Origin of the sequence: Autumnicola edwardsiae (genome assembly GCF_031846505.1) — a bacterium.
GTDB classification, from domain to species: domain Bacteria; phylum Bacteroidota; class Bacteroidia; order Flavobacteriales; family Flavobacteriaceae; genus Autumnicola; species Autumnicola edwardsiae.
Map to the genome: position 1 here is coordinate 1 of NZ_JAVRHP010000092.1, position 12688 is coordinate 12688.

Below are 12688 nucleotides of genomic sequence, written 5' to 3' on the forward strand. Positions count from 1 at the left end.
GAAACATTGGTGCACAACTTTCTGTTGTGGCAGAGGCGATAGGTTTTGATGTTTATTATTACGATCTGGTAGAGAGGTTGGCCATGGGTAATGCTACTAAATGCAGTAGCCTTCAGGAGCTTCTGGAAACCGTGGAGATCGTGACCCTTCATGTAGACGGTAGAACAGCGAACAAAAATCTCATTGGAGAAGAACAACTTCAGCATATGAAAGAAGGTTCTATTCTTTTAAATTTAAGTAGGGGACAGGTGGTAGATGTTGAAGCGCTTAAAAAGCATATTTCTTCAGGAAAAATTAAGGGAGCCGGAATAGATGTTTTTCCGAAGGAGCCAAAGACCAATAACGAAACTTTTGAATCTGAACTCCGCGGATTGCCAAATGTTATTTTGACCCCGCATATTGGTGGAAGTACTCAGGAAGCCCAGGAGAATATCGGAAATTTCGTTCCGGGTAAAATTATTGAATATATCAACACCGGTGGAACAACAAATTCTGTGAACTTCCCTAACCTGCAGTTGCCAAGCCTTGAAAATGCACACAGGCTTATCCATATTCATCATAATAAACCTGGTATTATTGCGCATATCAACAAGACTCTTGCTGCAAACGATATCAATATTGTTGGGCAATACCTTAAAACCAACGAAACTATTGGGTATGTGATCACAGACATCGATAAAGCTTATGATGCCGATGTGATTAAGGAATTAAAAGGAATAGAAGGCACAATAAAATTCAGAGTGCTTTATTAAATTCAAGTTTTTCATTAAAGAACGTCTGTGCAGAAGGTTAAAAATTTGTAAGGATGTCTGTAGCTCTGGTTAATTCTGAAGATTCCTATATTCTTTCAGAAAACTAAATAGTATTGCCTGTAGATTCAGTATTTAGATTGAATATATAGAGGTTACGCTACCAACAGAAGGTCGATAATTGGCAAATTTTGGTCTACATTTAAAACAAGAGCTGATTCACTTTTTTGTTCTTGTCCGGGGTTATCGAGCTTTTCCTTTGTTTCCGAATAATCACTTCCACAACAGCAGGTCGATATTTGGCAAATTTTGCCTTAGATTTTGTTTTGGGGTAAAGTCAGCTTTCTGATTATTAAAGCAAACGCGTATTCTTATTTGGCCTGATCTCATTTTCAACTCAGATAAGAATTAAAAAATTCTTCCTCTTCAGATTAATTGTAATTTTTGCCTAACCCACAACATTTACTCTTGATAAGGTTTATGCACCCTTGCTTAGATCAAAAACTAAAATAAAAAGCGACTTATTTACACCCAAAAAAGAAACGCCTTGTAAATCAAATGACTACAAGGCGTTGAGCGGAGAAAGAGGAACTATCCAGATTCTCATTTTTTGAGGGTTTACAGGGCTTAAAACGACCCTCGAAATTTAGTGACACCGAATTCGCCCCTTTTTAACAAAAGTTTGGGAGTTTTAGGATATTTATTCGAGTTAGGTATACAAACCCACATAAATGAGTTCAAAGTAAATTATTAAGAGCGAGTTATAGTAAACTTTCGAGAAAAGTACTAAAAATTGGTGCTTTTCTCGAAAGTTTACTAAGATACGTCGTTGAACAATCTCAAATCGGAAAAGAGTAAAAAGACCATTATAATGGTAGATTTGATGCTTTTTAGGAGGTTGTTACCACTATAATGGTAGTTTTAGAAAGACACCTTCTCTTCCAAAATCGTGATCAAATCAGCATCATAATATTTGTAGATATCAGGGATATTCAACACGTTGATTTTTGAGTAATATTTAGAGCCTGTATTCTTTTGAATCTGTTCAAGATGTTTTTTTTCCATAACATAGACCTTGTCTGCCCATTCTAATAAATCTTCAGTTAGCTCAGTCGTTCCTTCTTTTCTACAAATTTTGACATTGGTGCCTGCACTCAAAAACTTATATTCAGGATATTTTTGAGCAAAGAAGTCTTCTGCCGTTTTTGAGCGTTGTTTGTTTGCAGAGCAGATGAAGAGGTAATTCATTAATAATAATGGTTCATTTGTTTATCGATAATATTTTACATCATAACGATTATGCAAAAATTATTAAACAAATATAAAATATATTATGTATTATTGCATCGTAATAATTATGTAATTTAATTTATGCGATCAAAAATAGTTAAATTAAAATCAATTCTGACCTATCAAGGACTTTCCTCTGGTTATTCTTTTAGGAGCAAGATAAAGCACGTGCATAACGGAGGTGTTCGAGTTATACAGCTAAAAGACTTTGATGACAACTATACCTCTATTGGAAATGATTGTTACCTTATTGATAGTGATATCGTAAAAAGTAAATACTATTTAAAAACTGGCGATATGCTATTTACATCAAAGGGAACTAATAATTTTGCTCTTGTTTTTAAAAGTATTGATGATATTCCAACCATAGCATCTTCTGCTTTATTTGTAATTAAAGTAGATGAAACTTTAGCTAACCCAAACTTTGTTGCTTGGTATATTAATCAGTCAAAAGTTCAGAATTATTTCAAGACCAACGAAGCAGGCACTTATAATACCAGTATCAATAAAAAAACACTTGAGGAAGCGCCTATCGCTTTGCCTTCTATAGAAGTACAAACTAAAATAGCAACAATTGCTGATCTTCATAGTCAAGAAAAATTTCTTGGTAACGAAATTATGGAGCTACAAAATATGTTAGTAACATCTCAACTTTTAAACTCACTATAAAATGTCAAATAAAATAAAACCTACACAAGATCAAATAAATAATGCACTATGGAATGCGTGCGATACGTTTAGAGGTGCGTTTGATTCCTCAGAATACAAGAACTATATCCTAGTTTTTATGTTCATCAAGTATCTAAGTGATGTTTGGAAAGATCATTACAATGAGCTTAAAGAACGATATGGTGATGATTCAGCATTAATCCAAAGAAAATTGAAACGCGAGCGTTTTGTGCTTCCAGAAAATTGCTCTTTCGATTATATCTACGAACATAGAAATGACACTGATATTGGTGAGAAAATAGACAAGATCTTTGCACAAATAGAAGAGCGAAATATTGAAAAACTGGATGGCGTTTTTAGAAACATCAGTTTTAATTCAGATAAATTAGGACAGACCAAAGACCGCAATCGTCGTTTGAAGAACTTAATAAACGACTTTGCCAAACCAGAATTAGATTTTCGCCCATCATTGTGGGAAGGAAAGCAAGATATTCTGGGAGAAGCCTATATGTACCTCTTAGAAAAGTTTGCGTCTGGTGCCGGTAAAAAAGGTGGGGAGTTTTTTACACCTAAAGAGGTATCGGGTTTATTAGCCAAATTGGTTTCACCACAAGAAGGCGACCGCATCTTTGATCCCACGTGTGGATCAGGTTCACTATTAATTAAAGTAGCGGAGGAAACTAAAGATGCAAAAGGCAACCCTACAAATAACTTTGCAATTTACGGCCAAGAAAGCAATGGCGACACTTGGGCATTAAGTAAAATGAACTGTTTCTTACACAAAATGGATTCAGCTCAAATAGAATGGTGTGATACCATAAACAACCCGAAACTAAAAGAAGGCGATGCTTTAATGAAGTTTGACATTGTTGTAGCGAATCCCCCTTTTAGTTTGGATAAATGGGGTCACGAAAATGCTGAAGCAGACCGTTACAAACGCTTTCTTCGAGGTGTGCCACCTAAATCCAAAGGTGACTATGCCTTTATTCTGCATATGATAGAAACTACATTGCCAACCGGTAAAGTAGGTGTTATTGTGCCACACGGTGTCCTCTTTCGCGGAAGCGCAGAACAAAAAATACGAAAGAAACTTATTGAAGAAAACTTGCTGGAAGCCGTCATTGGTTTACCTACCAATCTATTTTATGGCACAGGTATTCCGGCTGCAATCTTAATTTTTAATAAAGCAAAGACAACTGAAGATATCCTCTTTATAGATGCCAGTAAGGAATTTGACGACGGCAAAAAACAAAATGTACTACGTAAACAGGACATTGAAAAAATTGTTACTACGTATGAAGATTTTAAAACCCTTGAAAAATACAGCTCAGTAGTTAAACCTTCGGAAGTTGCCGAAAATGATTTTAACCTAAATATACCTCGTTATGTGGACACTTTTGAAGAAGAAGAACCTGTAGATATTGTCGCTGTACAGAAAAATATAGAAGAACTCGAAGCAGAATTGGTTGAAGTACGAGCAGAAATGAACAAACATTTAAAGGAGTTAGGGTTTGAGTAAACAAAAAGTCATAAAGAGAGTACGAAAACGATTGGATGAAAAATCTACAATTGAACTCTGGGTAAAGTCTGGTGGTAGATGTCAATATGTTTCTTGCAACAAGCCTTTGTGGAAGGATAGTATTACACTTAGAAAAATGAATAAAGGTTATATATCTCATATTGTAGCGGCAAGTGATGATGGCCCCAGAGGTGAGAGAGGTAATTCTGAAAAACTTGAAAGAGATCTAAGCAACCTTATGTTGCTCTGCGATGAATGCCATAATCGCATTGATAGGGCCCAACTAGATGAGCACCCTAAGGAAATGCTTATTAAGATGAAGAAGGATCACGAGAGGAGAGTTGAAATGGCAACTTCTATTAGTTCCGATAAGAAAAGCCATATCGTAATCTATACCGCAAACATTGGAGAGTTTGAGCCTGGAATATCATTTATTGAAGCTGCTATGGCAATGAGAGGAAAAGTTTATTTCCCTAGTTCTGATATCCCTTATTTTCTGGGATTGGAAAAAGCAGTTTTTACAGATGATGAAGCAGAATATTGGTTAATACAAGAAAGACAATTGGTAGATTCATATAGACATAAAATTAAACCATTATTAGAGAAAGGAGATGCTCACTTTTCCATTTTTGGTTTTGCGCCTCAACCATTATTAATAAAGTTGGGGAATTTGTTTTCAGAAATAGCAAGTAGTAAAATCTATCAAAATCATAGAGAGCCAATACAAACTTGGAAATGGCCAAAAAATGAAAAAACAATTCCAGTTAAACTTCTTGAGCCAATAGTAAAAACTAAAACAGCGGTATTAGTGATAAGTATGAGCGACCACGTAAACAAAGATCGTGTGCATAGTATTCTTGGCAACGATGTTTCGATATGGGAAATAACGGTAGATAATCCAAACAGAAACATTATAAAAAGTGAGGAAAGCTTACAAAATTTTAAAAATAAAGTGAGAGATGTATATAGTAAAATAAGAACTTGACAAGGACAGGATTCAGAAATACATCTTTTTCCTGTAATGCCGAATTCTTGTGCTATAGAGACTGGGCGAGTTTGGATGCCAAAAGTCGATTTGCCATTAATTATTTACGATCAAAACAAGAAGAGAGACGGTTTCTACAAAACATTAACGATTAAACAGTAAAATAATGATTACAACCACAAAACACACACAGCTCTTTCTAGAGCAAATTGCAAAGATCCTTGATATAACCGAGGCTCAGTATAATCAGGTTGTTCAACGCTATACTGCTGTTTCAAACCACTTGGCTCAAGAAGATTCCGAATTAAGTAGATTTCAGCCAGATATAAAGCCCCAAGGATCATTTCTATACGGGACAATGATAAGGCCCATTTTTGAAACTGACGAACTAGACGTTGACTTAGTATGTCGTCTAAAAGGGAAGATGGATAGTTGGGCACAATTACACCTTAAACAAGCAGTAGGGGATCGAATTAAAGAAAATGCAGATTATGACAGAATGTTAGACGACGAAGGAGATCGCTGTTGGACATTAGTTTATTCCGGAGCATTTCATCTAGATATTTTACCTGCAATTGTCGGACAAGAACATTACACACTATTTGAAAAAAGTTATGCTGGATTGGCAGGCACACAGGTAGAAGCTTTGGCAATACGTATGACAGATAGAAACCGCATTAACTACAAATGGGATCCTAATACGCAACACTGGCCCAAATCAAATCCTTTTGGTTATGCTAAATGGTTAAAGGACCGAGCAAGTCTTGCCTTCCTTAAGGGAGTAATTTTAAGCGAAAATGTTGAGCCACTACCTGGCTATACCCAAGATAAAGAACCTTTGATCAGAATAGTGCAAATTCTAAAACGGCATAGAGATATTATGTTTGGCGAGGACGATTGCGAAAAACCAATCTCAATAATTATTACAACTCTTGCTGCCAAAGCTTACAATAAGGAAACAGATATTTTGCAGGGACTTCTAAATGTTTTAGAAGGAATGGAAAATCATATTGAAGATAGGTACAGTATCGAACATCAAAAACAAATTAAGTGGATTGCGAACCCTGTAAACCCTGTTGAGGAAAATTTTGCAGATAGATGGCCGAGTGAGCCCAAAAAGCAAATTAAGTTTTACGATTGGTTGGAAAAAGCAAAAGAAGATTTTGGTCAAATACAGCATATGAATCTTTCAGAAGCGTATGAATATTTAAAAGAAATTTTAGGCACTAGGACTGTAAACGAAGCATTAAAAGAGCTGGGTCTAGACACAATAATTAAAGAAAGCAAAAAACCTGTAAATTACAGTAGCACATTATTGGCTGTGCCGCACCGTCAAAGACCTATATGGCCTGAATATAATAGATTTCAATGTCGCGTGTATGCTCATTATAAAATTCCAATTAAAAATAAGCGAGTTAGTATAACAGGTAGCACTATAGTGCCGAAAAGCTGTTTTATTTATTTCACAGCAGCTACAAACGTGCCTAAACCATCTGAGGTTTATTGGCAAGTAGTGAACAATGGTGAGGAAGCCAAGAATAATAAGTGTTTAAGAGGTAATATTTTTCATGCCGGGACTATGGGTGCGGGAGGTTTAAAATATAAAGACAAATCTGCCTTTACGGGTCTGCATTGGATTGAATGTTTTATTGTTAAAAATGGAGTTTGTGTAGCACGTAGCTCAGAATTTTTTGTAAATATTCAATAATATGGAAGCAAAATCTATCATACAGGAAGTAAGAGAAAATATTTGTGAAGAATGTAGAAATTGTACTGTATTTGCAACTAATGAACAAGGAGAAAAATTCAGAATAGATGCAGGCTTTTGTGATGATGGTTCAGGATATATCTCGCTTGATTTATATGATGAAGAAGGGCAATGGTTAGAAAATTGCAAGCTAAAAGATTGGACAGATTCCTGTGCACTTCCTTTTAATCTAATCCCAGAGCCAGAACCTGACTGTGATTGTATATAATTATGGAAAAAGTACTAAGATTAAAAACAGAGTTTAAAAACTTCATCCGCAAAGCAGATGAAATTTGCATTGCTGTAGCGATGTTGACCGATTATGGGCTTACTGTATTTGATGATAGAGACGAAGATTGTGCTTTTGAAATTTTGGTAGGCTACGATTTGCCAACGCACCCTTTAGCATTACAAAAACTTTTAGATGAAGATGTAGCAACCAAAATCTATGATGTAAAAAAACAATTCTTTCATCCCAAGCTATACCTATTCAGAATAAATGAAGACTGGACAGCCTTTTTAGGTTCTGGCAATTGTACTAAAGGCGGATTACTAACCAACATAGAGCTTAGTATAAAAGTAGAAGATCCTAATACGGTTCAAGAATTACTGGATTGGTATGAAACCTATTTTAAATTAGGTACAACCTTGAAACAAGACTGGTTAGATGAATATAGTTTATTTTATGTGGAAAGAAGCGACAAAGAAAAGGAATTACAGTCTATTACTAAAAAATTTAAAAAAGAAACTGGAGTAACAAAAGGAAAAGTGGCTCTGGCAGAATATGACTTTAAAGATCAATTTTTTACTTATGAGCATTACAATGCATTCACGCCACCCAAACCAATTTTAGATGAACCAGGACCGATAAAGGAACGGCTCGATGTACGCAACAAATTAGAAGAATTGCACCACCGCCTCTATCCCATTATGGAAAAAAAGGGTTGGCAAGTATATGCTCATCACCAAACCCAGCATCTAACATCTTCTTTTAGGCATAATGAATATGCATCCAATAGTTTAAGTGCCATATGGCTGCACTATGGGCGCAGTGAGGAAGAACTGGAGCAATACAAAGACGCTTTTGGTGAAAATATGACCTCGCTCTACCATATGCGCCTTGAGATATTGATACTCAAAGACCATTTGTGGGTAGAACTGCGCGTGGGCAAGAACAATGGTAGTTATCCAGACCGACAATATATACGTGAACAGTTAAAATCTAATCCTGCCTTTGTAAATACCTATTACAATCTTATAAAAAAACTGGATAGCACCTTTACCGTCACCATTGCGGATGAAGAAGTACCGAAATCAGATTTTGAAGATGCACAGGATTTAAAGGAATTTACGCTACAGGACAACCCAAAATTTTACTATTTCAGGATAGGCCGTTTGTACAAACCAGATGATAAGGCCATTTCAGATAACAAGATAGTTACGACTGTGATAAATGACTTTGAAAAGCTATACCCATTATACCAACTATTTAAGCACAAATTTTAATGACAGAGACTTATAACAAAAGCATTTTAGTGAAAGAGGGATATAAAGAAACCAAACTCGGATTGATTCCTAAAGATTGGACTACGCCAACTATTAGTGAAGTTTTTGACTTTTTAAAGACTACCTCGTTTTCAAGGAATCAACTTAGCTATGATGATGAAAATAACATATTCTATATACATTACGGAGATATCCACGCAACCTTTAAAAAACCATTGTTAGATTTTGAAACTGAAGCTAATGTACCAAGGTTAAATGATGATGTAACATTGCCAAATAGTGTTCAATATCTACAAAATGGAGATGTGATTATCGCTGATGCCTCTGAAGACTATGATGGTGTTGGTGAAGCCATAGAGATTAAAAACCTAAACGGCAAAACTGCCATTAGCGGACTGCATACTTTTGCATTAAGAGATATTGACAAAAAGACAGTACCAGGGTTTAGAACCTACATCTTCAAAAATCCAATAGTTAAGAAAGCACTTAAAACAATTGCTACCGGAAGCAAAGTGTATGGAATTTCAAAAAGCAACACTCAAAAATTTAAGATTGTATTACCTACACTTCCAGAACAACAAAAAATAGCCAGTATACTAAATACTTGGGACAAAGCGATAGCAGCTCAAGAAAAACTCATTGCCCAAAAGCAAGAACTTAAAAAAGGATTGATGCAGCAGCTATTGACTGGCAAGAAACGGTTTGCTGGGTTCAGTGAGGAGTGGGAAGTAAAGACCATGAATGATATTGTAAAATATATAGGCGGTGAAGCTTTTAAAAGTATAAGTCAGGTTGAAAAAGGTGTGAAATGGTTAAAAATTGCTAACGTTGGTATTGGTTCAATTAAGTGGGATGGTAACACTACCTTTTTACCATCAAGTTTTATCGAAATAAACCCTAAATATGTTTTAAACGAAGGAGACATTGTAATGGCTCTTACTAGACCCATTTTAAATAACAAATTAAAGATTGCTGCATTTAATAAGAAAGATGGTGTGGCATTATTGAATCAAAGAGTAGCAAAATTAGTCTCGAAAAATAAAAATGACTTGAAATTCATCTATTATCTACATCAAATGCCATATTTCATTTATTCCATGAACGCTATGATGGCTGGAACCGACCCGCCAAATATAAGCTTAAAAGATTTGAGCAAGGCAAGGGTGAAAACCCCAAGTTTTGATGAACAAAAAATGATAGTATCTATTATTGAAAGTTTTGATTTTGAAATCAATTGTTTAGTTAGCGTCAAAGAACAAATTTTTAACCAACAACAAGGTTTAATGCAGCAGTTGTTGACTGGAAAAAAGCGTGTAAAATTATGAATATAGACATAAAGCTATTATATGGTATTTGGCGGCACGAACACGAAGGTGTCATAACAGATTTTAGTATTAGGAAGTACGATGAGGATCATCATAAAGGTTTTTAACTCTTTACAATTTTCAGCTGGACCGGATTCTGGCTCAAATATTAAATATGAATGGTTAGGAGCGGTAAGCATTTAAAATTATCCGGCACAGATATCAGACATAATTATAGAACATTTAGAATTTACCGAAGATAAACCCGAATACCAGAATCTAAAAATCTGGCATTTCACGAATGACCAAATGATTTTGGAATTTGGAGATAGCCAAAGAGTCGAATTTCAAAGATTAGGAGCGAATGCAGGATAAAATTATAATACTAAAAAACACAAAGGATGGTGTTGTAAGAGACACTATTTTGACGTTACAAGACACTCTACGCCTAGACCTTAAGCAAGAATTTGTATTACCCAAAGAAGATATTTTTATTCATACAATTGCGGAACCTTTAAGTATAGTTGAACAATTGGGTTTGTGGATAGGTATAATTTTGGCGTCAATAACAATAATTTATACCCTTTACTCAATTTATAAATTAAGACAGAGCGATAAGGACACACAATTACAACTTAATGAGCTTAAGGGCATAATTGGTGCAATTGAAGCGCAAAATTCAATAGCAACGGAGAGTAATACAATAATGACCGGTTATTTTGCTGAACTGCAAAATTTACTTTCCACTGGTACAGGTTCATCCGAATTGGCGGTCTTAGAACAAAAGCGTTTTAGACTATCTGTCAAACCTCGCCTATATATCAATACTAGCGGCTATGCCGGATATAGTGGGGAAATACACCTCACTTTAAATAATAGAGGTGAATTGGCATATTATGACGGGTATGAGTTCTTGGATGGAGATAAAGTTGAATTCCATACTTGGCAAAAATCGATTGAAATTACGAAAGATGGAAGGATACAGTTACAAGGAAAAACTATGAGTGTTCATCCCAAAGATTTGGTTTTTAAAATTAAAATATTCTATCATGACCAGGAGGATTTTAAATATGAATCTATTATAGAGTGGAACAAATCTGCGAAAATTATTGAAACAGTGGAATTATGACCATAAACTACACAGAATACAACGACTCACAAAAACCAGCACTAACCCTACTTCAAAAGATGGGCTGGCAGTATTTGTCTCAAGAGGAAGTTTTTGCTGCGCGTGGCGAAATATACACCAATGTTTTGCTAGACGATATTTTGGCGCAACAATTATCTAAGATTAATGCATTTGAATATAAAGGCGAATCCTATAAATTCTCAACAGGAAGTATCCAAGGTGCTATCAATGCATTAAAAAAAGTACCAAACGAAGGACTGGTACAAACCAATGAACGTGTGTATGATCTAATTACATTAGGTAAAAGTTTTAATGAAACCGTACAAGGAGACCGAAAAGCCTACACGGTTAAGTTCATAGACTGGCAAGAACCAGAAAACAATGTATTTCACGTAGCAGAGGAGTTTGAGGTAGAAGGTGGTAAAGGAAAACGTCGTCCAGATCTTGTCCTTTTTGTAAACGGTATTCCCTTTGTAGTCATAGAAAACAAAAGACGTGATAAAAATGAGTCTCTGGATGAAGCCATCTCTCAAAACATCCGCAATCAAAGAGACGAAGGAGGAATTCCTAAGCTTTTCTATTATGCACAATTGTTGTTAGCCGTACATCCCAATGCCGTAAAGTATGCAGCCACAGGGACACCCGCGAAATTTTGGTCTGTTTGGAAAGAAGACAATGATAAGGAAATCGCCAAGCTTTTAAAAAAGAAAACAAATTCAACACCAGCAGAGGACAGATTCGTTACCGAGCAAGATAAAGGGGTGTATGCTTTATGCAAACCAAAGCAATTGTTGGACCTCGCCTACAAGTATATTGTATTTGATGGTCCGGACAAGAAAATATGTAGATACCAACAATACTTTGCAGTACAAGACACAATAAAACGTGTAAAAACAACTAACAAAGATGGCAACCGTCAAGGTGGTGTAATCTGGCACACAACGGGTAGTGGTAAATCGCTTACAATGGTGATGCTTTCAAAAGCATTGGCGTTAGATACATCGATAGATTCGCCCAGAGTCATCATTGTAACCGATAGAATAAGTTTGGATAAGCAAATATTTAAAACTTTTGTTAATTGTGGCAAGCACGTTAAAAAAGCAAAAAGTGGCAATGACCTTTTAGAACTGTTGCAAGATAAGGGCAATGAAATCATCACAACCATTATCGATAAGTTTGAGATTGCTACTAAGCGGACATCATTTAAAGATGAATCCCAAAACATCTTTGTTTTGGTAGATGAGAGCCATCGCAGTCAGTACGGGTCGGCACACGCACAGATGAAGCGTATTGTGCCCAATGCATCCTACATTGGCTTTACAGGAACGCCTTTGATGAAATCACAGAAAAGCACTTCTAAAAAGTTTGGTGGCTTCATTCACAAGTACACTATTGATCAAGCGGTGAAAGATGGCGCGGTACTTCCGCTTCTATACGAAGGGCGATCAGCAAAACTAACTATCAATAAAAAAAAGATAGATAAAGGCTTTGAACGTTTGGCAGCACCCCTAAGCGAAGAAGCGCGTAGGGATTTAAAAAAGAAATTTGCAACAATTGCAAGAATTTACGAGTCCGACCACGTCATTGAAGAAATTGCCTATGATATTTCAGAGCACTTTCGTGAAAACTGGAAAGGAACGGGATTTAAAGCCCAACTAGCGGTACCAAAAATTGATACCGCCATCAAATACCAAAAGTATTTTGAGTCTCAACCAGATCCTGAACTTAAAATAAATACAAGAGTAGTCTTTACGCCACCCGATAGCAGACAGAATAATGATGATGTCTGG

At 35.8% G+C, this 12688-nt stretch carries 10 protein-coding genes and 1 pseudogene; 10 read left to right on the top strand and 1 reads right to left on the bottom strand.

What is annotated here, in order from left to right; genetic code table 11:
• A partial coding sequence (locus tag RM529_RS13830; protein WP_311485359.1) for an NAD(P)-dependent oxidoreductase occupies window positions 1-752 on the top strand: 752 nt, incomplete at its 5' end.
• A 918-nt stretch (window positions 753-1670) separates the two neighbouring features.
• Here the strand turns inward: RM529_RS13830 and RM529_RS13835 are convergent.
• On the bottom strand, window positions 1671-1997 hold the full coding sequence (locus tag RM529_RS13835) for a phosphotyrosine protein phosphatase (protein WP_311485360.1): 327 nt from the start codon (window positions 1995-1997) through the stop codon (window positions 1671-1673).
• Between the two features lie 123 nt (window positions 1998-2120).
• Here RM529_RS13835 and RM529_RS13840 point away from each other — a divergent pair, with 123 nt between their 5' ends.
• The 9 genes and pseudogenes from RM529_RS13840 to RM529_RS13880 all read left to right on the top strand — a co-directional run.
• Window positions 2121-2708 carry a restriction endonuclease subunit S gene (locus RM529_RS13840; protein ID WP_311485361.1) on the top strand — a complete coding sequence of 196 codons (588 nt, stop codon included), beginning with the start codon at window positions 2121-2123 and terminating at the stop codon, window positions 2706-2708.
• 1 nt (window position 2709) lies between these two features.
• Window positions 2710-4227 carry a type I restriction-modification system subunit M gene (locus RM529_RS13845; RefSeq protein ID WP_311485362.1) on the top strand — a complete coding sequence of 506 codons (1518 nt, stop codon included), beginning with the start codon at window positions 2710-2712 and terminating at the stop codon, window positions 4225-4227.
• Between the two features lie 346 nt (window positions 4228-4573).
• Window positions 4574-5374: pseudogene (locus RM529_RS13850) on the top strand (SAVED domain-containing protein).
• A 4-nt stretch (window positions 5375-5378) separates the two neighbouring features.
• Window positions 5379-6920 (top strand): nucleotidyltransferase, encoded by a 1542-nt coding sequence (locus RM529_RS13855; protein WP_311485363.1) that lies wholly within the window; start codon window positions 5379-5381, stop codon window positions 6918-6920.
• A gap of 1 nt (window position 6921) precedes the next feature.
• Window positions 6922-7188 (top strand): hypothetical protein, encoded by a 267-nt coding sequence (locus tag RM529_RS13860; protein ID WP_311485364.1) that lies wholly within the window; start codon window positions 6922-6924, stop codon window positions 7186-7188.
• Between the two features lie 2 nt (window positions 7189-7190).
• The gene (locus RM529_RS13865; protein ID WP_311485365.1) at window positions 7191-8465 is read left to right on the top strand and encodes a phospholipase D family protein; all 1275 of its coding nucleotides are present in this window, start codon (window positions 7191-7193) and stop codon (window positions 8463-8465) included.
• Window positions 8465-9790, top strand: coding sequence for a restriction endonuclease subunit S (locus RM529_RS13870; protein WP_311485366.1), 1326 nt, complete (start codon window positions 8465-8467; stop codon window positions 9788-9790). The genes RM529_RS13865 and RM529_RS13870 overlap by 1 nt, the downstream gene beginning before the upstream one ends.
• 343 nt (window positions 9791-10133) lie before the next feature.
• The gene (locus RM529_RS13875; protein ID WP_311485367.1) at window positions 10134-10898 is read left to right on the top strand and encodes a hypothetical protein; all 765 of its coding nucleotides are present in this window, start codon (window positions 10134-10136) and stop codon (window positions 10896-10898) included.
• A partial coding sequence (locus tag RM529_RS13880; RefSeq protein WP_311485368.1) for a type I restriction endonuclease subunit R occupies window positions 10895-12688 on the top strand: 1794 nt, incomplete at its 3' end. The genes RM529_RS13875 and RM529_RS13880, both read left to right, overlap by 4 nt.

Bases quoted from the DNA above. Each gene is read 5' to 3' on its own strand.
- RM529_RS13835 (WP_311485360.1), bottom strand. From the start codon at position 1,997: ATGAATTACCTCTTCATCTGCTCTGCAAACAAACAACGCTCAAAAACG.
- RM529_RS13840 (WP_311485361.1), top strand. From the start codon at position 2,121: ATGCGATCAAAAATAGTTAAATTAAAATCAATTCTGACCTATCAAGGA.
- RM529_RS13845 (WP_311485362.1), top strand. From the start codon at position 2,710: ATGTCAAATAAAATAAAACCTACACAAGATCAAATAAATAATGCACTA.
- RM529_RS13855 (WP_311485363.1), top strand. From the start codon at position 5,379: ATGATTACAACCACAAAACACACACAGCTCTTTCTAGAGCAAATTGCA.
- RM529_RS13860 (WP_311485364.1), top strand. From the start codon at position 6,922: ATGGAAGCAAAATCTATCATACAGGAAGTAAGAGAAAATATTTGTGAA.
- RM529_RS13865 (WP_311485365.1), top strand. From the start codon at position 7,191: ATGGAAAAAGTACTAAGATTAAAAACAGAGTTTAAAAACTTCATCCGC.
- RM529_RS13870 (WP_311485366.1), top strand. From the start codon at position 8,465: ATGACAGAGACTTATAACAAAAGCATTTTAGTGAAAGAGGGATATAAA.
- RM529_RS13875 (WP_311485367.1), top strand. From the start codon at position 10,134: ATGCAGGATAAAATTATAATACTAAAAAACACAAAGGATGGTGTTGTA.